Source organism: Acinetobacter sp. Swhac1 (assembly GCF_013390985.1).
GTDB classification, from domain to species: domain Bacteria; phylum Pseudomonadota; class Gammaproteobacteria; order Pseudomonadales; family Moraxellaceae; genus Acinetobacter; species Acinetobacter towneri.
On record NZ_JACASN010000023.1, the window covers coordinates 22640 to 43987 of the forward strand.

Genomic DNA, 21348 nt, shown 5'->3' on the forward strand with positions numbered 1-21348 from the left:
TAGTATTGAAAGTCATCTTTGACGATTTAATAAATGCAGAAACCGTGCCAACTTTTTTAATAGAAAAATGCCTTGTTTCAGGCAGATGATCTACCTAAATGCTTCATTTTGATCAGCTATCAGCTGAAATCCCTAAAGCTGTGCACTAAATTGAACAGAAAAACGAAATTTTATGCACCAATTTAATGGCATGTTTTTTGCTTTAATCCTGCTTGAATATTCCTTAGGCCTTACTTGAAAATATTCCATGTCCAAATTACGAATTGCTCTTATTGATGATGATCTGGAGCGTGCCCAATTCATCCAGGAATCCCTGCTTTTACATGATTTTCAGGTGGTGGCCTGCTTAATCCTGAATGACCTGAATATGGTACATGTCAAAGGCATTCATGCAGATGTGATCCTGTTGAATATGGATCATCCGCATCGGGATATTATTGAAAGTTGTGTCAGCCAATATGAACTCCCGACCGTGCTGTTTACCCAGAACTCCAATAAAGACACCATCAAGAGTGCGATTGATGCCGGAATCACGGCCTATATTGTCGATGGTATTGATCCCACCAAACTAGAAAGCATTCTGGAAATTTCAATTGAACAGTTTCGCAAGCATAAAAAGCTGCTGAATGATTTAAAAGAAACCCAGGACAAGCTGATTGATCGTAAAGATATTGATAAAGCCAAAGCACTGCTCATCCAGCTACATGCCTTAACGGAAGAGCAAGCTTTTGCTTTATTGCGTAAAAATGCCATGAGTCACCGGATTACCATTGGTGAAATGGCCAGACGCTTACTGGATGCACAGAAGCTGTTATTGGGCCAATAAGGAAAAGCATATGTCCACATTAGAAAAAACTGAACTCAATATTGGCTATATTCCTTTACTTGATTGTGTTGCCATTCTCTGGGCCGAAAAACAGGGGTATTTTGCTGAGCAAGGATTAACCATCAATTTAATCCGTGAAGCCTCCTGGTCTAGTTTGCGTGACCGTCTGGCCTATGGCTTTCTGGATGCTGCACATTGCTTGTCTGCCATGCTGCCCGCTGCTGCCCTGGGTACAGACCAGTTACAGGTGGCTTTGCAAACCCCTCTAGTACTGAGCGTGAATCAGGCTTTTATTAGCCTGCGCCAGGATTTGTGCTATGAACTCGGCATCCAGCCTGGGGATGATGAACAGAATACCTCAAAGAAACTGGTACAGGCTTTACAACAGAATCATTCCATCAATCTGGCCTATGTTTATAAATATTCGATTCACCATTACTGTTTAAAAGAATGGCTGGCGCTGACTGATCCACAACTGGCCAAGAATATCCAGCTGATGACCTCTCCACCGCCTTCCATGGTAAAAGGAATCGCAGAACAGGTATTTGATGGCTTTTGCGTGGGAGAACCCTGGAATATTCAGGCCAAACTTGAAGGCTATAGTTTTATCGTCGCGGCAAGCCAGAATGTCATTCCAAAAGTTGCCGATAAAGTCTTGGCCATGACCCAGGAATGGGCAGAACAGCATCCATTTACTGTAGAGGCAGTGGTCAAGGCAGTACAAAAAGCGCAGGATGATTTAAAGCAGTGCAGTGATTTATCAGAAGTATGGGACATGCTGGTAGACTATCAGATTATTCAGTTTGAATGTTCCGCCCAGCGGCATGTCTATGACTTTTACAAGATCAAGAATATCATCCGGAATTTTGTTGGGGAAAGTGCCGAACCGAAAGTCGATGATTTTATCTGGCTCCTGCAGCAGATGGATAAATGGGAAAATATTGAAATGACCGCAGCCAAAAAAAAACAGATTGCGCAATCCTGTATTTATCAGCAAGAAGTGACCGTTGTTTAAAATATTATCTATTCTCATAAAAAAAGACCCAGAAAAATTTTGGGTCTTTTAGATTTAACGTTTTATTTAGCTGAATGCCTGTTGTAAATCCAGTTGAACCGTACCGGGTTTGTCGGAGAGTCAATATTCTGAGAGACTATCCGACAAACCCAGTACGGTTCAGTTAGCATTAACACGTAGGTTGTCAGTGAATTGATGTTGTGTAATAGCCCCCAATTAAAACGGACACTTCTCAATTAAGACCTAGTCAATTGTGCTTGAACTGTGTAATCGCTTGAGATGAAGAATGACGTTCATTCTGCTTTTCAGCAGTTATAGTGATGATTGGCAGTTGAAATATTTCTAAATGTACTCCTGTTCCAGCAGCAGAGCTATGTTGTACATTCAAACCATAAATTAAATTGATCGACAATCGCATCTGCAGTAATAACAGAAATAGAGGCAGACGCTTTTTGTAAACAATCTGTACGCAAACCCTCAGTCTTTACTGTAAAACTAAAATACGGCGTGGTTTCATTGGCTGTGATGACAATCGTATCAAATTATTGAATACCATTTTCTGCATCAACCCAAGGTACCCAACACAGCGATGACAGAATGAAGATTTTTAAAGGCGCAGTGAATATATTCTGTTTGAATTTACAATTGTACATATAAAATCTTGCATTAAAAAAGTAGTGATGCTTGAGGCATTTAGCTGTGCAGATTATGACAATTCGCGTTGAAGGAATCGAGTAAAAGTCTGGGTAAATTGCTGTCCTTGCTCTGTAAAAAACCAATTTACATGTCCAACAATCCAATCATAATAAGCAGCATCGGCATGTTTCAGGTTTTGGGTAATCCCGACAAAATATTCAAGTTCTGAAAATGCGAAATCCAAATGCACAATTTTTAGCAGTTCTGGCAAAATACTAAAGTCTTGTTGTGGGTGTATTTCTGCACAATACGCTTGTAAAAACGCGCTTAAACCCGCTTCATCAACATTAATTTGTGACGTATGTTCTAAAGCCAGCCAATCTATAAAGTTACGCTCAATCGTGACCGCAAGGTCATAAAGCGCTGAATTTCGATCTGATAAACCAAAATCAATTACCGCTGTAATATTGGCATCGGCACTTTGCGCAGACCAAAACAGATTGGAAGCATGCAAATCATTATGCGTCCAAATTTTAGTGGTCTGCTGCAATATATGCTTAATTTTATGATGCGTCTGAGATACACGCTCTAAAAAAACGGCGTCTAAGTTTTTATCGGCAAAATAACGGCTCAATTCAGGGCTATTTTGAATACGTTGCTGAATAGCCGTTACGATATTTTCACTTTCTAAAAGCTGCTGATTTGATACTAAATAACGTACCGATCTGCCATGTAACTCAGGAAAATCCTGCATGGCGACATGCAGTTTCGCAAGTAAACTCCCCACTTTGGCAGCATGTTCTGTATAGAAAAACGGCGTCCAAGATTGCTGATCGACATATAAGTCAAAACCTGCTGCTTTTTCGTAGACTTCATAAGTCCAGTCGCCCATTTCTAAAGCGGTCAGTCCGCAATTCGAGGCAATTAATGTCGCAACAGGAATGTTTTTACTGGCTAAATGTCGCAAAAAAGCATGCTCTTGCAAAATATCTTGCGCATTACGAAATGAACGATGACTGCGTTTAATGAAATACGAGCGACTTCCTATTTTATCTGTACTGACTGCATCCTGCGTGACTTCAATCACTGCGGCTGATGAAAATGGGCGCGGACTGCACCACAAAATTTGAATATTCCCTTGCAAACATGGGTAATACGGTTGCAGGTTGTGTAATTCTGAGACAGTCAGATGTGCCCAATCTTTATGTTCCCAGTCATTCCCCATGCCATGACCTAAATCATGTGTGATTGTGGTCATTTTAGATATTCCTTAACTTGATCAGTATTGTGTAATCGTATATTCCCCATCATCCATCTCAAACAACCATTTTTTAGATGAATATTATCTATTTAATTAACTGTTTTGGCTTGTCGTAAACGTAAATTGACTTCATCTACAATCTGATCTAAACCCGTGTCATAAGCGGCTTCACTCACAAAAGACACCATATTTTGCGTAACTTGCGGTAAATTGTAATCTGCATACCATGACAATGAATTCACTTCTATTTCACGTTCACCCTGCAAAATCACGAATCTTTTTTGCATCCAAGCCTGCAAATTTTCACCCGTATAGGCATCATAAAAAATAATATCGGTCAGATAAAAATCTTTCATCATGTAGGAGTAAGCCACGCTATTTTCTTCTGGCTCATAATTAAAAAAAGGTGTGGTGGTCAGATGAAACTCAACCAGAAAATGACGTTTTAAACGATGATTTTGATATTCCGCTTTGACTTTAATCGGGCAACTGATTTGCGCAAAGTCAATTTCATGTTCAGTATTTTGCTTAAAATATTCAGCCAAAGACCAGACCTGATGTTTAATGAAATCCTGCATTAAAAACTCAGGTTCAAGTTGTGAATTGATTAATCCCAACAGTAAAGATTCAACTTCTTCTTTCGTTAAATAAATGTCTTCAACAATATGCATGCCAATCTCTAAATATGCTGCTGCGATAGAAAAATCCTAACGGAAAGGCTTGTGTTTGTATAGCTATGCAATCGTAGAGCCTTATCTATATCTAACAATCAACCATACAGGTAGATTGAATCTTAATCACATTTTCAGCTATGCTATCAACACATCAAATTTCACTTCAAACACGCCTAGTTGCGTAGGAGTAATCTCATGTCTAAGAAGTTACCTATTTACTTCTCTGACGCTGCTTGGGCGTCATTACAAAAAATCATGGGTATGGATGGTAAGCCTAGCCCAACCTTGAATGCCATTCTAGAACAGATAGAATTGCTGAATGAATATGAGTTTCAGCCTGTTTGCAAACGTACCGTTTTACCGCTTCCAGTTGCTGTTGAATCTATTCCTGCAGGGTTTCCTTCACCTGCTCAAGACTATATTGATAAAAATATTGATTTGAATGAATATCTCATTTCCAATGAAAATGCGACCTTTTTAAATGTGGTACGCACTACCTCTATGGTGAATGCAGGGCTTGAATACGGCGATATTGTATTGGTAGATCGTAGCAAAGAAGCCAAACACCGCAGCATTGTGGTTGCATTAATCGACCAAAAAGACCTGACTATTAAACGCCTGATGATTACAGCCAAAATGTCCAAAAGTGAATTGGCTGAACATTTTGGTGAAGACTATGACCCTGCCACTTTGCCTGAAGCTTGGCTCAAAGCAGAAAGTCCCGACTATGACAGCATTTACCTGAAAGATGGGCAAACGTTTGAAGTCTTTGCGGTGGTGACGTGGAACTTAAAAAACTTGATGGCTTAAACCAGCACACCATAATAAAAGTCAAATAAGCAGAATATACATGAAACCTTTAAAGCAAATTTTTGCGCTGATTGACATCAATAATTGTTATGTGAGCTGTGAGCGGCTGTTTCAACCACATTTGAATCATCGTCCTGTAGTAGTGCTCTCCAATAACGATGGTTGCGTGGTATCACGTTCCGAGGAAGCCAAACAACTTGGCATTAAAATGGCTGTGCCCTTTTACCAAGTTCAAGAATTGATTCAACAACACGATGTTGCTGTCTTTTCAAGTAACTATGCACTTTATGCGGAAATGTCCAGACGTTTTAATAATACGATTCAACAATTTGTTAGTGCCAAAGATATTGAAATTTATTCAATTGATGAAACATTTATTGAACTGAATTCATATTCTCAGCGCGATTTAAACGCACTTGCACAGGAAATTAAAACAACCTTGTGGAAATGGCTGGCTCTTCCTGTTTGTGTTGGTATTGGTCAAAGTAAAACTGAAGCCAAACTAGCCAATCATCTTGCTAAGCGAAACCGCTATTTCAACGGCGTATGTAATTTACTGGATATGGATTTATGCAGCAAAGAAGCCTTGTTTCAACACATTGATGCCGCTGAAGTCTGGGGTGTGGGACGCAAAAACGCTAAAAAATTACAATCATTGGGTATCCGTTCTGTATTTGATCTAGCAACAAGCAATCCAGACCAAATGGAGCGCCAATTTTCTATTTTGATGAAAAAAACCATTCTTGAACTCACAGGTACAGCATGTATTGAACTGGAGCACAATACCGTAAGTAAGCAGCAAATCATCAGCTCACGTTCTTTTGGGCAGCGTGTAACAGATATTCATGCGCTTTCAGAAGCTTTGAGCGATTATTTACAATCTGCTGTGCAAAGGCTCAGAGCTGAAAAAAGTTTATGTGGTTGTATGATCATTTTTGCGCAATCTAACCGTTTTGATCCGCGCCAAGTTTTTTACAATCAATCGGTCACTATTGCTTTCAATGAGCCAACAGATTCTGCTTTGCTCATGAACAAAGCCATGATGAAGCATGTGACAACGCTATTTCAGGAAGGAATTGCCTTTAAAAAATGTGGTGTGATTTTAACAGGACTTGAGCCAAAGCAAGGCTATATTCCCGACCTGCTTACAGATACTGACGCCATTGAAAAACAGGAACAATTACAGCAAGTGTTGGATACCGTGAAAAATAAATTTGGTGTGCAAAAACTCGCCATTGGAGCATGTAAATTGCAAGATCGAACTTGGGCGATGCAGCGCAGCCATTTAAGCCCGAATTATTTTAGCTGGGAAGGTTTATTGGCGCTTGGTGATTAGCAGTTATTTGATTGGGCTAAAAAAGCTCACAATATGAGACCTAATTTAATGCTTAAAAGTACTACAAAGTAGTATACAATTAAACACTACAAAGTAGTATAAAGGTGTTTGATGTATACCATCTGTGAGACTACTTTTTTACCAATGAATATCCCTACTATTGGACTGAAGAACAATACAATGACTTTAAAATTTTCATTGCCGAGAACCCTACAGCAGGAGATGTAGAACCTGGTACTGGCGGCGTTCGTAAAATTCGATGGGGTGGAAAGAGTAAAGGTAAACAAGGTGGTGTTCGTGTAATTTATTACAACCGTTTAGCAAATGGCGAAATTTGGTTATTGACCTTATATAGTAAAGACACAATTACCCAACTTGAGAAAAAGACACTTAGACAATTAGCGGAGTTACTGAAATGAGTCGTTTATTAAGTGACAAAGAATTGGAAGCTCGAGAAGCAAAACGAGACTTAAATGTTGAATTATTAGAAGGCGTTAAACAAATGCTTGCTAATAACGCAGCAAGAAAAACTGTGATCAATGAAACAGATGTTGCTTTAGCACGAAGAAAGTCTGAACTCACTCAAGATCAATTTGCTAAAATTTTAGGTATCTCTAAACGTACATTGGAATCTTGGGAGCAAGGTGTTAGAAGACCTTCAGGAGCAGCTCAATCACTGATTAAATTGTTTATTTTAGATCCTCAATTTGTTCGTGACCATCTCGCTTAAATGAAATAGCCCTCAACAACGAGGGTTATTATTTTGCCTTTCCTATAGCAACAGCAAATCTTAGATAGCATTTGAAATGCAACACCATGTTGTTGCCATAATACCTGACTCGGACTTTTAAAGCCGAGTCTTTTTCTTGGACGGTGATTCAAATCAGAACAGCGTTCTACTTCTGCAAGATTAGTCTTTATTCAGCCCAACAAACTTGGCACGTGCTTTATGCAGTTTTTTGTAGCTGTCGATTAAACGTAAATGACGATCTAAACCTTCAAGCTGCATATTGGTTTCGGTTAGACCATAGAAACGTACTGTGCCTTCAACAGAACCCATGACTGCATCCATACGTTCATTGCCAAACATACGGCGGAAATTGACAGCATAATCGGCAATATCCATTTCATCATCTAAAATAACTTCAAGCACGACATTCATACATTGATAGAACAAGCCACGTTCTACGGTATTGGTGTTGTATTGTAAGAATGCTTCGACTAAATCTTTAGCTTCTTCAAACTGTTCTAATGCCAAATAAATCAACAATTTTAATTCAAGGATAGTGAGCTGTCCCCAAACGGTATTGTCATCAAATTCAATGCCAATTAAGGTTTTGATTTCGGTATAGTCATCTAGCTCACATTCTTCCAAACGCTCAACTAAAGCTTCAAGTTGCTCATCATCCAAACGGTGCAGATTTAAAACGTCTTCACGGTACAGCAAAGCTTTATTGGTATTATCCCAAATCAGGTCTTCTACCAAATACACTTCTGAATAATCAGGGACTAAAATTCGGCAAGCAGTTGCACCTAAATGTTCATAAATCGCCATATAGGATTCTTTGCCCATTTCTTCTAAAATCGCAAATAAAGCCTCAGCTTCTTCGACATTGCTATATTGACCATTGTTGGTGAAATCCCACTCTACAAATTCATGGTCTGCCTGCGCGCTAAAGAAACGCCAAGACACTACACCACTAGAATCAATAAAGTGTTCAACATAGTTATTCGGCTCAGTTACCGCATTCGTGCTAAAGGTCGGCTGTGGTAAATCATTTAAACCTTCAAAACTACGCCCTTGCAATAGTTCAGTTAAGCTGCGCTCTAAAGCGACTTTAAAGTTTGGATGTGCACCAAACGAAGCAAAAACACCGCCTGTACGCGGGTTCATTAAGGTCACACACATGACAGGGAATTGACCGCCTAAAGACGCATCTTTGACCAATACTGGGAAACCTTGTTCTTCTAAAGCCTGAATACCTGCCACAATACTTGGATATTTTGCCAAAACTTCTTGCGGTACATCAGGCAGGCTCATTTCTTCCTGAATAATTTCACGCTTCACTGCACGTTCAAAAATTTCAGATAAACACTGCACTTGAGCTTCTGCAAGCGTGTTACCTGCACTCATCCCGTTACTTAAATATAAGTTTTCAATTAAATTTGATGGGAAATATACCGTTTCACCATCGGATTGACGCACAAATGGCAATGAACAAATACCACGTTCAGTATTGCCTGAGTTGGTGTCATATAAATGTGTGCCCAGCAACTCATCTTCAGGATCATAAATTTCTAAGCAATATTCATCTAAAATTTCTTTAGGCAATTCACCATTTGGGCCAGGCTTAAACCATTTTTCATTTGGATAATGCACAAATTCGGCATTGGCAATCTCTTCACCCCAGAACTGATCGTTATAGAAGAAGTTACAGTTCAAACGTTCAATGAATTCACCCAAAGCAGATGCTAATGCACTTTCTTTGGTTGCGCCTTTACCATTGGTAAAACACATTGGCGATTGCGCATCACGAATATGTAATGACCAGACATTGGGTACGATATTACGCCATGAGGCAATCTCAATTTTCATGCCCAAACCTGCCAAAATACCTGACATATTGGCAATAGTTTCTTCAAGCGGTAAATCTTTACCAGCAATAAAAGTCGCTTGAGATGAAGTCAAGTTCGGCATCAGCAAAGCTTGTGCATCGGCATCAATACTTTCAACTTGCTCAATCACAAACTCAGGGCCTGTTTGCACGACTTTCTTTACGGTACAACGGTCAATAGAACGTAAAATCCCCTGACGGTCTTTTTCAGAAATATCTGCAGGCAATTCCACCTGAATTTTAAAAATCTGCTTATAGCGGTTTTCAGGATCGACAATATTGTTTTGAGATAAACGAATATTATCGGTTGGAATATCTCGTGATTGGCAATAAACCTTCACGAAATACGCAGCACACAATGCAGATGACGCAAGGAAATAGTCAAATGGGCCTGGCGCAGAACCATCGCCTTTATAACGGATGGGCTGATCGGCAATGACGGTAAAATCGTCAAATTTAGCTTCAAGACGCAAGTTGTCTAAATAATTGACTTTAATTTCCATGCAGGCACCTATTGTATGTGCCTACTCAGACACAAAATTCTAAAATATTGATTTATAAGCCGAATCAAGAGGGAGAATAAGACTTAAAAATGAGGTTTGAAGTCATCGCAACGGTATAACAGCGACTCCAGAATATGCGACAACATTATAAAGTGATTTAGGTGAATTGATAATGCTATAAATACAGATTTACTGAATTTAAGCAAAGCTGCTAATTAATATATACAAACATAATATATTTAAATATATGCTATATTGTCTTTAGGTTCTAATCTGCTTGATGGTGAAACAACATGAAATATACCGAACTCACTGCTGAAATTTCGTCTAATATCAAATCCATTAAAGAACAATCTCCCGATTTACTTAAAAGTTTTAATGCCCTGTCACAAGTTGCGATGAAAGATGGCGTAATTGATGCCAAAACCAAAGAATTTATTGCACTGGCAATTGGCGTAGCACAACGCTGTGATGGTTGTATCGGTTTTCACGTCAGAACTTTGGTCAAAATGGGTATGACTTTTGAAGAATTGAATGAAATTTTAGGTATTGCTGTTTATATGGGCGGTGGCCCATCACTCATGTATGCCGCAAACGCCGTGGCAGCATTTAAAGAGTTTTCTCCATCTACAGCCGAATAACAGCATCAAATTATTTACCGAGTCGAAACTATGTTAAATATCCATAATGAATGGGATGAACGCTACAGCCAACATGACCATATTTATGGTGAACAAGCCAATGCGTTCATTCAGGACATTACGCAAAAACTGTCTATTCACGGCAAAACTTTGGGCTTGGCCGAAGGTGAAGGTCGTAACTTGTTATATTTGGCCGCTTTGGCACAAGCCAATGGGCAAGCATTTGAAGCAGATTTGTGGGACTACTCGCAAGTTGCTTTAGATAAGGCCCAAGGCTATGCACAGCAACGTGGTTTAAGTCTAAATACACGAAAGCAAGATTTAAGTCAGGTGAATTGGCCAGCGAATCAATATGACAACGTGATTTGCGTATTTGGTCACTTTAACCCTGAAACACAGCAAAAAGTGTTAAATGGCGTGCGCGAAACTTTGGTCAACGGCGGTTTATTTGTTGGTGAGCTGTATTCTACTCGTCAGCTAGAATATAAAACGGGCGGCCCACGTGCAGTAGAAATGCTGTACGATCCTATCGAGTTTTTAAGCCATTTTAAACACGATCATCTGATTCATTTCTTTGTGGGCGATGTAGAACGCTCAGAAGGCAAACTGCATCAGGGCAAATCCCACGTCATTCAATTTGCGATTCGTATTCAGAAATAAAAGACTGAATCTTTTACATCAAAAAGCTTGCTCCAATGCAATTAGAGCAAGCTTTTTTGCGCTTTAGATTTGAATATTCAGTTAGATATTTGCTCGGAAATTTTTAAAATCACTCAAACACATCTTTCATAGATTTTGGCATTCCTTGTACCGACTGTAATTCGCCCTGTTTATTTTTCCAAAGCACAACAGGTGTGGCAAAGAACTCGTATTTATCCATCAGTGCCTGATTCTGTTCTAAGGTTTTTTCTACATGTACAGGCACAGTTTTTTGCTTGATCAGCTTTTTTTGTCCGTATTGACGATGGAACGCATTAAAGGTCTGCTGTGGGTTTTTCGCCATTAATAAAGTCGCGGCCTGCCCTTTGCTTTCAGGTCGGATCACCGCCACAATAATATGTCTTAACTGAACTTTGCCAGATTCTACCCACGGACGTGCCTGCTTCCAAAAGGTATGGCAATACGGACAATTCGGGTCTGAAAACACGTAGACAATTTTTTCAGCACTGGTTTGCCCATCCTGAATCCAAGTAGCGTGTTCCAGACTTTGCCACACATCTTCAAGTACCGACTTTTTCACATAACGGTCTAAAGCATCGACGGTTAAATTATTGCCTTGTGCATCAAACAAAGTGCCTACAATATAGTATTTCTGATCATTGGAAATAAACACTGTCGCAGGACTTTGTTCAATATGCCCTGCCCAACCTGTCATTTGTGCAGGTGCTTGAATTTGTTGCACAAACTTAAAACCTTCTTTTTCAATGTGCTGTTTGAGGTTGTCCTGTGCTTGCAGCATACTCACACTACTGGCAAGACTCATACCTATCGCCAGTTTCAGCATGTTATTTTTGATGTTTGATGTCATATTGATTGTCCTTAATTTTGGCTTCACGGCGGGTTTTCTTTCAAATCGTTAAGAGCGCATTTATGGATTCGCTTGTATTTTTTTCAGATAATGCTGCAGCATCGGCTTGGTCAATTCACCCATGTGATGATCGACCAATTCTCCTTGTGCATTAAAAAACAAAGTACTTGGCAAACCGAACATATTGAAGTGTTGTCCTAAACGAGCTGCAGGGTCTAATAACACGTGTTCAAACTGAAATCGATGTTTCTGTAAATAGGCTTGAATCTCTGCTGCAAATTCGCCTTGATTGGCAAATACAAAATTGACCTCAGGGAAATCTTGCTGTGCTTGTTGCATAACAGGCATTTCACGATGACAAACTGGACACCAAGTCGCCCAGAGATTAATCACCGTGGGCTGCCCTGAAAATTGAGCTAAATCTTGAGGTTGTTGCGCTAGGTTGTGCAATACTAGATTGGGATAGGCATGCTGCGTCTGCAAAGGTTGGATAAGACTCCAACCTACAACTTGTACTGTAATAAAGAGCGCAACTGCCCATGCCAGAACAACACGTTGAATAGCGCGATTTTTCCAGACAAACCACGCCACACCTGCCATAACTGCGGCAATCAGATGAAAGCCTTTGTCCTGAATTTTTAAAATATCAATCGGGTTGGCAAAGTACAGCTCATAATGCTGCAACACAAAAACTGCCCGCCCAACTAAAGCACCAATCCACAGCGCATTCCATAATGCATCCTGATAACCTGTCCAAGTCTGTGCATTCCATGTATAACGACGCTGAAAAAATTTACCCATTGCAAAGACGACAATCAGTCCTAGCAATAAAAACACCAATGGCCATGGAATCATCAACATGCCTAACTGCAAGACTGCGGATTGAATCATGGCGCAGCCTCTTGCAGTTGATGAATATTTTGAATCAATTGCGCTGCGTTATAAGCACCTGTTAGACGCAATTCACGTTGTTCCCGTTGTGGATCTGCCAAAAATAACAACGTTGGCGGCCCTAAAATCTGCCATTTTTTCAATAAGGCATCTTGTGAAGGATGCTGTTCGGTTAAGTCGAGTTTAATCCGCACCACATGCTTTAAAGCATCTTGCACATCGGTACGAGGAATCACATCACGCTCAATCGGCTGACACGCCACACACCAATCGGCATAGACATCAATCACAATCTTTTGATGAGCATGTGCGGCCAAAGCTGCATTCAACTCTTGTTCTGTGCGTACTTTGATCCATGGCTGTAATTGGTCTGCTTGTACCTGCGCATTGACACTGGCAATACTCTGATTGACATGCCAAATTCCACTACTGGCGATTACTGCCGCCAAAGCCAATAACGAAAAACGCTGTGGACGATGTAACACGTGGCGCAAAATTGCAATTAAATATGCAGCGAAGGCAAATAACACCACAGCAAAAGCAACATAGTACCAAGTCACAGAAAATAGCGGACGAGCAAAATACAAAGCCATTGCCAACATGATAAAACCAAAGCTAAATTTTAGCCGTTCCATCCACAAACCTGGCTTTGGCAAATATTTCGCGCCAAACACGCTGGCAATAAGTAAAGGAATTCCCATACCTAAACCGAGCAGGAACAAATATAAACCACCCAATGCTGCTTGATCCAAATGTGAGACGTACAGCAATGCTCCCGCTAAAGGCGCACTCATACATGGCCCGACAATCAGTGCAGAAATCACTCCCATAACGCCCGCACCCAATAAAGTACCGCCTTTTTGATATTGCTGAATACGATCTAAACGCTGTAACACTGCTTGTGGTAATGACAACTGATACAGTCCAAACAGGTTTAAAGCAAAGAGCACAAACAACATAGCAAAAACTGCAATCACTACGGGATTTTGGAACCAACGCTGTACGCTATAACCAATGTGTGACGCAACAACGCCCATCAAGCCATAGACTAGCGCCATACTGACGATAAAGGTGATCGCAATTGCTGCCGCTTTATAGCCTGTATTGCGCTGCACCAAAATGCCAGAAAGAATTGGAATCAGCGGCAATGAACACGGTAAAAAAGCCAGTAATACCCCAAAACCTAAAAAGATAAACGCATTCAGTAACAACCCTTGCCCAGACAATAAATTCAGGAAAAATTGATCATTGTTCCATTGCTGATTCAGACTCGTACTACTGGCTGTTTCCGTATTGCTTGAATTGGCTGATGCAGCGAATGTATTGTCTGTCAACGCCGTATCTGTATTTTCAATCTCTAAGGAATTTGCTAAATCAACGTTTTCTACTGATTCAGGGGTAAGTTTAGGATCAGCTTGTGTTACAGCAACCGCATTTTCAGCAAGCTGTGCTTTGTTTTCTAGCGTTTGCTGTTCAAGTTTGAGTTCTTTTGTCGTTACAGTATTTGCAGTTGTCGTAACTTGTTTTTGTGTACTAGAACCATTGGCTTGATGCTTATCTGCATCATTTAAGTTAGTGTTTAAAGCAGCCAGATTATTCTGATTGAGTTGCTGAAGTAAATTACCTTTGCCCGCACTTAAATTATGCTGTGGCAATAAACCATCGGCATCGGTTTGAATCGTTTTACGCTGTACGGGATAACACAAACCATCTTCAGCGCAGCCTTGCCAAGTAATTTGATATTGCTGATTAGGCTTCACCTGAATCTGTGTTGTCACTTGCCCATAATGCACACGTGTCAGCCCGAAAGTCGGATCATCTTTTTCCTGCCCTGCAGGCAATTTAAAAGCAAGCGGCTTTTGAGCCTGACTGACTTTGAATTGATCGTGATATAAATAGTAATGCGGTGCGACATCCCATTTCAGTTCAACCGTTTGTTCAGACAATGACGTCGCCTGAAACTTAAAAGCTTGATCGGACGCTAAAAATTCATTGGCAGCATTGACCCACACCGCACACAGACTCAACACAAAATAAGCAATGACGCGAATAAAAATCATGTATTTATACTAAAAATTAAAAAACTGACTGTATTATCGGTAAGTGTAGATTAAGAGAACATTAATAAAGATTTTTCTTTGTAAACTTGAGCATTGTAGGTGCCTAATCTAAATTTGTGGCGTGATCGAGATGTGTCATATATTGGGCTGACTGTGGTATAGGAGCAAATATGTTCGTCGTTTTGGTGGAAGATGATCCTTATATTGCCCAAAGTATTGTGGCAGCACTCGAATTTTTAAGTATTTCAGTCGAACACGTGAATAACGCGCGCGATGCCGATTACTTCATACGTCATAGTGCGGTAGATCTGTGCCTGCTCGATTTAGGTCTGCCTGACCAAGATGGTTTACAGTTACTCGAAAACTGGCGTAAAGATGCCATTCATATTCCAGTATTGGTATTAACCGCGCGGAATCATACTCAAGACTGCGTACAGGCGCTCAACTTAGGAGCAGATGACTACCTAACTAAACCTTTTGAATTAAATGAACTGATTGCCCGTGTATATGCATTAAGCCGCCGTCATCGTGGTTATTCATCGAACCAACTGCAAAGTGGTCAGTTACACATGAACCTCGATACACAAGAAGTCAGTTGGCATTCACAAAACATTCAGCTTTCACGCCGTGAATATAGCCTATTGGAAACCTTTTTACGGCATCCGAACCAAATCTTAAAAAATGAAGAACTGATAGATAAAGTGTATGGCTTTCAAGACAGTATCGAAAGCAATGCCTTAAATGTGCATATCTACCATTTACGGCATAAAATCCACCCCGATTTTATTCAAACGGTGCGTGGTGTCGGCTACATCTTTAAACCTGAGCTGCTGACATGAAAAACTACAGTCTGAAATGGCGTTTGGTATCGACCATCAGCTGTGCATTTATTTTGCTGTGGGTGATTGTCTTTGCATGGCTCTACCATGACTTGGAACAACGCTTACAAAATACGCTGGATGAACGACTTTCTACCTCAGCCCGTATGGTCGCCCGCCTGATTCAGCAACTGCCCCTAGAACAACTCACAGAAAGTTTGCATGCCGAATCAGAAAATGCCTTGCTACATAGTTTAATTGCTTGTGAAGTCTCTATTTTCCGTGCCAATGTTTCATTACCACAGCATGTGATTGCACGCACTCAAGGCGCACCGAAAAATTTAAAAAACCAACAAGTCGGTTTCAGCACATGGACAGAAAATGGACTGCAATGGCGTAGTTATGTACTGCGTGAAGGTGAAGTTCAGGTGGTGGTGGCTGAAAAAATTCAGTTACGGCAAAACCTACTTAAACAAATTTTACAGTCGGTACTGATTCCTTTACTGCTTACTTTGATTATTTGTATTTTGCTAATTTTGTGGATTATCCGTCTGGAGTTTTTACCGCTCGATCACATCACCCGCCACTTAATTCAGAAAAAACAATCTTTAGATGAAGCTTCTCGTTATTTAATTGAACTGAGATCACAAAAAATTCCTAAAGAAATTCAGCCTTTTGTCGATAACTTATTGATGCTGATTGAACGCCTACATAAAAGTCTGGAACACGAAAAAAACTTTAGTGCATTTGCTGCGCATGAACTGCGCACGCCGTTAACGGCTATTAAAACGCATGTGCAACTGAGCCAATTGATGTTGAATCAAACCGCATCTGCCCAAGATACAGCCAAAGTCATCGACAATTTAAAACACGCAGAACGCAGCATCCAACGTTATCAACAACTTTTGGAACAACTGTTATTGCTCAGTCAAACTGAAGCAGGTATTCAAGCGGCACATAGCCATGCAGATATGCGTAGCGTATTAGAAACAGTCTTGTCGGAACTGACTGTGGAATATCCCAATCTATCAGCGAAATTACAGATTGATTGGGCGAGTTTGGTAGCACAACACATTAATATTCCAGCGCCTGCGTTGCACATGGTACTGAAAAACTTGATTCAAAATGCTTATTTGCATGCAGAGGATGCGCCAAACATTCAAATTTATATGCAAGACCTGCAATTGATCATTGCAGACCAAGGCAAAAGCCTGAATGAAGATGATTTTACCATTCTGACTCAGCGTTTTTGGCGTAAATCTGCGCATAAACAAGGCTATGGCTTAGGTCTAACTCTAGTCAAAGTATTATTAGAGCAATATGGCTACCTACTTCAATTTCAGGCTAACCAACCGCAAGGTTTAAAAGTGATTGTCAGTTTTGATGCAGCACCTTCTGCAACAGAGAAACAACAGACGGATTAAGCTTTTCTGAGCTTTAACAGCAAATAAAGCAAGATTCAGAACAAGATCACTTAACTTTTGCCAATACCGAACATATTGCTCTACTTTACGATAACGCCATTTTTAAGGTGATTTTTGAAATAAAAGGTCAATGCGTTCTAAAATTTTATCTATGATGTAGATGCTGCGGGCTATTGAGTAGAAGAACATTGGCTAGAAAAAAATTGCTGAAACTTTCATCACCGTTTTTTTGTTCGATACCACGTCATATTTTTAAATGAGGTAGATATCCGTGCAGATCGTGCATGTGCTTGGTCTTGTGATCAATCTACAACTTAATTAAAGTGTACATAAAACCAACAGCACCCCACTCAAAATATAATACGCAGCGTAGGAGCATCTATTCCAGACTAAAATATAGATAAATATATCAATCAAAGCATTCCATTTAAGCTCATGTTTTATTTAAATAAAGTTGAATTTTTAAAATATCTTATTATCGAAATGATCTTTCTATCGAATCCATAACCACTTGAACGATGATCACAAAACGTATTAGATGATCCACTGCAGTTTGTGTGGTCATCTACTTTGAATGAACTGAAAAAATGGAATCGCCATTTTTTATAAACAGCAACGAAATATCATGCTATAAAGAAAGGCGATATTGATGTTGGTTGTTTTCTGGCTTTGACATTCCGAATCAAACCAGTTCAAGTCACTCGCTTGATCAGTCGTTACAGAAAACAAATGAATAGATTTGGTCAGTTGTTTTAGAATATAAAAATCAGCAAAAAAAACTAAAAATGTAATTTTTTAACATTGCGAATTCCCTGCAAAGTTTTCATTATAGAGCCTTATTTTGGCACACGCTTTCTACGTCAAATTAAACAAATTACAAAAAAAATGTGGAATTTTATGCCATAATTAGCAAACTTTGCAGACATCTTGCAAAGTATTATTGCAATTATTTATTGGAGCAAGCGGAATGAGTTCGACCATTTTGGTTATTCATGGACCGAATCTAAATTTGCTAGGAAAGCGTGAACCCGAAGTTTATGGTTACCTCACTCTTGAGGATATAAATCAACAGCTCATTTCACAAGCGCAAAAAGCATCAATTTCTATAGATACTTTCCAAAGTAATTGGGAAGGCGCAATTGTAGACCGAATTCATCAAGCCGCGTTAGATGGCACACAATATATCATTATTAACCCTGCTGCATTAACGCATACCTCTGTTGCGGTACGTGATGCCTTGTTAGGGGTCGCTATTCCATTTCTTGAAGTCCATTTGTCGAATGTGCATGCACGTGAGGCGTTTAGACATCATTCATATTTATCAGACAAAGCCATTGGTGTGATTTGCGGTTTAGGCGCAAAAGGCTATGCCGCAGCACTCGACTTTGTTCTTGAAAAAATTCAACCTACTACACAATCTTAAACTAGGAATACTGTCCATGGATATTCGTAAAATCAAGAAACTCATCGACTTGATGATTGAATCTGACTTACAAGCGATTGAAGTTAAAGAAGGCGATCAGTCGATTGCATTAACTCGTCGCAGTCCAGTAGTAGCGGCAGCAGTTCCTGCAATGCCTGCACCTTCTGCAGAAGTACCATCTGCACCTAAATCTTCACCACGTGGTGCTGTTGAAACTTCTCCAATGGTTGGCGTGTTCTATGCAGCACCAAGCCCAGGTGAAGCACCATTTATTAAAGTGGGTCAAACTGTTTCTGCTGGTGAAACGCTTGGTATTATTGAAGCAATGAAAATCATGAACCCAATTGAAGCAACTCAAAGTGGCGTGATTGAAGAAATTCTAGTTAAAAATGGCGAAGTGATTCAATTTGGTCAACCACTCTTCCGCTACCGCGCTTAAGACCTCGGGGATTCACAATGTTGCAAAAAGTTTTAATTGCAAACCGTGGTGAGATTGCCCTGCGCATCACCCGAGCTTGCAAAACTTTAGGGATCAAAACCGTGGGTATCTATTCAGATGCCGATAAAAACCTGATGCACTTACGCTTTTGTGATGAAGCCGTGTGTATTGGTCCGGGTGCGAGCAGTGAAAGTTACCTGAATATTCCTGCAATTATTACTGCAGCAGAAATTACAGGTGCAGATGCCATTCACCCTGGTTATGGTTTCCTTGCCGAAAATGCCGAATTTGCTGAAATTGTAGAAAGTTCAGGTTTCATTTTCATTGGTCCACGCCCTGAGCATATTCGCTTAATGGGTAACAAAGTTTCTGCAATTACTGCAATGCGTAAAGCTGGCGTACCAACTGTACCGGGTTCAGCACACGCCGTTACACCACACAATGCTTTAGCTGAAGCCAAAGAAATTGGTTTCCCGCTCATTGTAAAAGCGGCTGCTGGTGGTGGTGGTCGTGGTATGCGTATTGTAGAGCGCGTAGACACCCTGCTTGAATCAGTTCAAGCGGCTCAACGTGATGCAGAAATGTGGTTTGGTGATGACACGGTCTATATGGAACGTTTCTTACAAAAGCCACGTCACGTAGAAGTACAAGTATTGGCTGATGGTAATGGTCACGCGATTCACCTTTATGACCGCGACTGTTCTTTACAACGTCGTCACCAAAAAGTTCTTGAAGAAGCGCCAGCACCTAACTTACCAGAACAAGCACGTGCCGATATTTTAGAAGCGTGTGTTAATGCATGTAAATTAATGCAATACCGTGGTGCAGGTACTTTCGAATTCTTATTTGAAGATGATGAATACTTCTTCATTGAAATGAATACACGTGTTCAGGTTGAGCATCCTGTAACTGAAATGGTGACAGGCATTGACATCATTGAACAACAATTGCGTATTGCTGCAGGTCTAGGTTTAGACATTGAGCAAGATCAGGTTGAAATTCGTGGTCACGCAATCGAATGTCGTATTAACGCAGAAGACCCAACCACCTTCGTACCTTCACCGGGTAAAATTGAACACTTCTATGCCCCAGGTGGTGCAGGTGTTCGTGTAGATTCACACATCTACGAAGGTTATAGCATTCCGCCGTATTACGACTCAATGATTGCTAAACTGATTGTGCATGGTAAAGATCGTGAAACCAGTATAGCGCGTATGCGTCAAGCCTTGGATGAAACTATCTTAACAGGAATTAAAACCAACATTCCTTTGCACAAAGACTTGATTCTGCAAGATAAAAACTTCTGCAAACAAGCAATGGATATTCACTATCTTGAAAAGCATTTGCTAAAGCAACTTGCTGGCAATGAAGAAGAAAAAGCATAAGTAATTAAGGTTGCTTAAGTTTAAAATAAAGAGCTGATGATTCAACGTCAGCTCTTTTTTATTGTTGAGAATAAAAGCTAAACCGTTCATCTATGCAGATCAGTATGAATAAAAAACCAATACTCCAAATGGAGTATTGGTTTAAAAATTGATTTAAAAACTGAGATCATTTTAGATCATCGAATGATGCAAAATACTAGACAAGATTAATCTAAAAACTCAGTCATGAATGCCAATACTTCTGCGGTTTTTTCGGCATGCAACCAATGCCCTGCATGAGCGACTGTTTCAACTTTTGCGTGAGGAAACTGTGCTTGAATAGCGGCATAATGCTCAGGTAACTCAATATAAGGTGAATTACCGCCACGAATAAACAAAGTATTGACATCACTATGCACCGTCTGCCATGACAAAATTTCGGCATAATGTTCATGTAGCGCATTTAAGTTAAATAACCATTGCCCTTTGCTAAATGACTTCATCAAAAATTGCACAACCATTTCTTCTTGAAGATGCTCACGCATAATTTCCATTGCCGCTTGGCGACTTTCAACTTGTGCATCTTGCACAGCAAACAAGGCTGTAAAAATTTGATCGTGACGATTTTCAGGATAAGCAAAAGGACAAATATCCAATAAAACCAATTGCTGTAAACGCCCAGCAGCCAGAGGAGCTAAAGTCATTGCAACTTTACCGCCCATTGAATGCCCAACCACAGAAAACTGTTCGATATTCAAGCTGTTCAACGTTTCTAAAACATCTTGTGCCATTGCTGCATAATTCATGTCATCACAATGCGCAGACTTACCATGATTGCGCACATCTAATTGAATTACGGTGCGCTGTTCTTGAAATGCACGTGCGAGCATGCCTAAATTACTCAAACTACCAAATAAACCATGAATAAAAACCAAAGATGGCAACGTAGATTCAGGCTGATTTTGCGTGATTTGATAATTTAATAACATAAAATAGACTCTAAACTTGAATACAAATGATTAATCTATTTAATGAGTTTTGAGTTTATAAATCAAATTTTATATGTGCTTTTTATCGTGATAAC

General features: G+C 40.0%; 19 protein-coding genes. 12 read left to right on the top strand and 7 right to left on the bottom strand.

What is annotated here, in order from left to right; translation table 11 throughout:
* Nucleotides 1-247: 247 nt before the first annotated feature.
* Together HX743_RS11650 and HX743_RS11655 are read left to right on the top strand one after the other, a co-directional pair.
* A complete protein-coding gene (locus HX743_RS11650; protein ID WP_070154220.1) occupies nucleotides 248-826 on the top strand; it encodes an ANTAR domain-containing response regulator in 579 nt (192 codons plus the stop codon).
* A gap of 10 nt (nucleotides 827-836) precedes the next feature.
* Nucleotides 837-1841: a CmpA/NrtA family ABC transporter substrate-binding protein gene (locus tag HX743_RS11655; protein WP_096902353.1), complete on the top strand. Its 1005-nt coding sequence runs from the start codon at nucleotides 837-839 to the stop codon at nucleotides 1839-1841.
* A 706-nt stretch (nucleotides 1842-2547) separates the two neighbouring features.
* On the opposite strand, the gene HX743_RS11660 is transcribed toward HX743_RS11655, so the two are convergent.
* Complete coding sequence (locus tag HX743_RS11660) at nucleotides 2548-3735, bottom strand: phosphotransferase enzyme family protein (protein WP_178319298.1); 1188 nt, start codon at nucleotides 3733-3735, stop codon at nucleotides 2548-2550.
* 92 nt (nucleotides 3736-3827) lie between these two features.
* Nucleotides 3828-4409 (bottom strand): hypothetical protein, encoded by a 582-nt coding sequence (locus HX743_RS11665; RefSeq protein WP_004973810.1) that lies wholly within the window; start codon nucleotides 4407-4409, stop codon nucleotides 3828-3830.
* A gap of 198 nt (nucleotides 4410-4607) precedes the next feature.
* Between HX743_RS11665 and HX743_RS11670 the strand changes: the two genes are divergently transcribed.
* The 3 genes from HX743_RS11670 to HX743_RS11680 all read left to right on the top strand — a co-directional run bounded on the left by HX743_RS11670 (nucleotide 4608) and on the right by HX743_RS11680 (nucleotide 7288).
* Nucleotides 4608-5222: a LexA family transcriptional regulator gene (locus tag HX743_RS11670; protein ID WP_178319299.1), complete on the top strand. Its 615-nt coding sequence runs from the start codon at nucleotides 4608-4610 to the stop codon at nucleotides 5220-5222.
* 40 nt (nucleotides 5223-5262) lie between these two features.
* Nucleotides 5263-6558: a Y-family DNA polymerase gene (locus HX743_RS11675; protein WP_178319300.1), complete on the top strand. Its 1296-nt coding sequence runs from the start codon at nucleotides 5263-5265 to the stop codon at nucleotides 6556-6558.
* A 415-nt stretch (nucleotides 6559-6973) separates the two neighbouring features.
* Nucleotides 6974-7288 (top strand): DNA-binding transcriptional regulator, encoded by a 315-nt coding sequence (locus HX743_RS11680; RefSeq protein WP_004973819.1) that lies wholly within the window; start codon nucleotides 6974-6976, stop codon nucleotides 7286-7288.
* A 180-nt stretch (nucleotides 7289-7468) separates the two neighbouring features.
* Here HX743_RS11680 and HX743_RS11685 read toward each other — a convergent pair whose 3' ends face one another.
* Nucleotides 7469-9676 (bottom strand): OsmC domain/YcaO domain-containing protein, encoded by a 2208-nt coding sequence (locus tag HX743_RS11685; RefSeq protein ID WP_154320753.1) that lies wholly within the window; start codon nucleotides 9674-9676, stop codon nucleotides 7469-7471.
* Between the two features lie 293 nt (nucleotides 9677-9969).
* Here HX743_RS11685 and HX743_RS11690 point away from each other — a divergent pair, with 293 nt between their 5' ends.
* Nucleotides 9970-10317: a carboxymuconolactone decarboxylase family protein gene (locus tag HX743_RS11690; protein ID WP_004973824.1), complete on the top strand. Its 348-nt coding sequence runs from the start codon at nucleotides 9970-9972 to the stop codon at nucleotides 10315-10317.
* A 30-nt stretch (nucleotides 10318-10347) separates the two neighbouring features.
* Nucleotides 10348-10977: a class I SAM-dependent methyltransferase gene (locus tag HX743_RS11695; protein WP_178319301.1), complete on the top strand. Its 630-nt coding sequence runs from the start codon at nucleotides 10348-10350 to the stop codon at nucleotides 10975-10977.
* A 109-nt stretch (nucleotides 10978-11086) separates the two neighbouring features.
* Here the strand turns inward: HX743_RS11695 and dsbG are convergent, their stop codons facing one another.
* From dsbG to dsbD, 3 genes are read right to left on the bottom strand one after another with little or no spacing between them, the layout of a single operon-like run.
* Nucleotides 11087-11845, bottom strand: coding sequence for a thiol:disulfide interchange protein DsbG (dsbG, locus tag HX743_RS11700; protein ID WP_178319302.1), 759 nt, complete (start codon nucleotides 11843-11845; stop codon nucleotides 11087-11089).
* A gap of 60 nt (nucleotides 11846-11905) precedes the next feature.
* Nucleotides 11906-12736, bottom strand: a complete 831-nt coding sequence (locus HX743_RS11705) for a TlpA disulfide reductase family protein (RefSeq protein WP_104851946.1) — start codon at nucleotides 12734-12736, stop codon at nucleotides 11906-11908.
* Nucleotides 12733-14796 (bottom strand): protein-disulfide reductase DsbD, encoded by a 2064-nt coding sequence (gene dsbD / locus HX743_RS11710; protein WP_178319303.1) that lies wholly within the window; start codon nucleotides 14794-14796, stop codon nucleotides 12733-12735. Before dsbD ends, HX743_RS11705 begins: the two co-directional genes overlap by 4 nt.
* A gap of 170 nt (nucleotides 14797-14966) precedes the next feature.
* On the opposite strand from dsbD, the gene HX743_RS11715 reads away from it, so the two are divergent.
* The 5 genes from HX743_RS11715 to accC all read left to right on the top strand — a co-directional run bounded on the left by HX743_RS11715 (nucleotide 14967) and on the right by accC (nucleotide 20285).
* Nucleotides 14967-15635, top strand: coding sequence for a response regulator transcription factor (locus tag HX743_RS11715; protein WP_104851944.1), 669 nt, complete (start codon nucleotides 14967-14969; stop codon nucleotides 15633-15635).
* Nucleotides 15632-17038: an ATP-binding protein gene (locus tag HX743_RS11720; RefSeq protein ID WP_178319304.1), complete on the top strand. Its 1407-nt coding sequence runs from the start codon at nucleotides 15632-15634 to the stop codon at nucleotides 17036-17038. Before HX743_RS11715 ends, HX743_RS11720 begins: the two co-directional genes overlap by 4 nt.
* Before the next feature lie 967 nt (nucleotides 17039-18005).
* The gene (gene aroQ / locus HX743_RS11725) at nucleotides 18006-18461 is read left to right on the top strand and encodes a type II 3-dehydroquinate dehydratase (protein ID WP_096902340.1); all 456 of its coding nucleotides are present in this window, start codon (nucleotides 18006-18008) and stop codon (nucleotides 18459-18461) included.
* A 16-nt stretch (nucleotides 18462-18477) separates the two neighbouring features.
* A complete protein-coding gene (gene accB, locus HX743_RS11730) occupies nucleotides 18478-18900 on the top strand; it encodes an acetyl-CoA carboxylase biotin carboxyl carrier protein (RefSeq protein WP_004973838.1) in 423 nt (140 codons plus the stop codon).
* 17 nt (nucleotides 18901-18917) lie between these two features.
* Nucleotides 18918-20285, top strand: a complete 1368-nt coding sequence (gene accC, locus HX743_RS11735) for an acetyl-CoA carboxylase biotin carboxylase subunit (RefSeq protein ID WP_178319305.1) — start codon at nucleotides 18918-18920, stop codon at nucleotides 20283-20285.
* Between the two features lie 206 nt (nucleotides 20286-20491).
* Here the strand turns inward: accC and HX743_RS11740 are convergent, their stop codons facing one another.
* A complete protein-coding gene (locus HX743_RS11740) occupies nucleotides 20492-21253 on the bottom strand; it encodes an alpha/beta fold hydrolase (protein ID WP_104851942.1) in 762 nt (253 codons plus the stop codon).
* Nucleotides 21254-21348 lie beyond the last annotated feature (95 nt).

Excerpts from the sequence above, each read along its gene's own strand:
- HX743_RS11650 (WP_070154220.1), top strand. The coding sequence starts at position 248 with ATGTCCAAATTACGAATTGCTCTTATTGATGATGATCTGGAGCGTGCC.
- HX743_RS11655 (WP_096902353.1), top strand. The coding sequence starts at position 837 with ATGTCCACATTAGAAAAAACTGAACTCAATATTGGCTATATTCCTTTA.
- HX743_RS11660 (WP_178319298.1), bottom strand. The coding sequence starts at position 3,735 with ATGACCACAATCACACATGATTTAGGTCATGGCATGGGGAATGACTGG.
- HX743_RS11665 (WP_004973810.1), bottom strand. The coding sequence starts at position 4,409 with ATGCATATTGTTGAAGACATTTATTTAACGAAAGAAGAAGTTGAATCT.
- HX743_RS11670 (WP_178319299.1), top strand. The coding sequence starts at position 4,608 with ATGTCTAAGAAGTTACCTATTTACTTCTCTGACGCTGCTTGGGCGTCA.
- HX743_RS11675 (WP_178319300.1), top strand. The coding sequence starts at position 5,263 with ATGAAACCTTTAAAGCAAATTTTTGCGCTGATTGACATCAATAATTGT.
- HX743_RS11680 (WP_004973819.1), top strand. The coding sequence starts at position 6,974 with ATGAGTCGTTTATTAAGTGACAAAGAATTGGAAGCTCGAGAAGCAAAA.
- HX743_RS11685 (WP_154320753.1), bottom strand. The coding sequence starts at position 9,676 with ATGGAAATTAAAGTCAATTATTTAGACAACTTGCGTCTTGAAGCTAAA.
- HX743_RS11690 (WP_004973824.1), top strand. The coding sequence starts at position 9,970 with ATGAAATATACCGAACTCACTGCTGAAATTTCGTCTAATATCAAATCC.
- HX743_RS11695 (WP_178319301.1), top strand. The coding sequence starts at position 10,348 with ATGTTAAATATCCATAATGAATGGGATGAACGCTACAGCCAACATGAC.
- dsbG (WP_178319302.1), bottom strand. The coding sequence starts at position 11,845 with ATGACATCAAACATCAAAAATAACATGCTGAAACTGGCGATAGGTATG.
- HX743_RS11705 (WP_104851946.1), bottom strand. The coding sequence starts at position 12,736 with ATGATTCAATCCGCAGTCTTGCAGTTAGGCATGTTGATGATTCCATGG.
- dsbD (WP_178319303.1), bottom strand. The coding sequence starts at position 14,796 with ATGATTTTTATTCGCGTCATTGCTTATTTTGTGTTGAGTCTGTGTGCG.
- HX743_RS11715 (WP_104851944.1), top strand. The coding sequence starts at position 14,967 with ATGTTCGTCGTTTTGGTGGAAGATGATCCTTATATTGCCCAAAGTATT.
- HX743_RS11720 (WP_178319304.1), top strand. The coding sequence starts at position 15,632 with ATGAAAAACTACAGTCTGAAATGGCGTTTGGTATCGACCATCAGCTGT.
- aroQ (WP_096902340.1), top strand. The coding sequence starts at position 18,006 with ATGAGTTCGACCATTTTGGTTATTCATGGACCGAATCTAAATTTGCTA.
- accB (WP_004973838.1), top strand. The coding sequence starts at position 18,478 with ATGGATATTCGTAAAATCAAGAAACTCATCGACTTGATGATTGAATCT.
- accC (WP_178319305.1), top strand. The coding sequence starts at position 18,918 with ATGTTGCAAAAAGTTTTAATTGCAAACCGTGGTGAGATTGCCCTGCGC.
- HX743_RS11740 (WP_104851942.1), bottom strand. The coding sequence starts at position 21,253 with ATGTTATTAAATTATCAAATCACGCAAAATCAGCCTGAATCTACGTTG.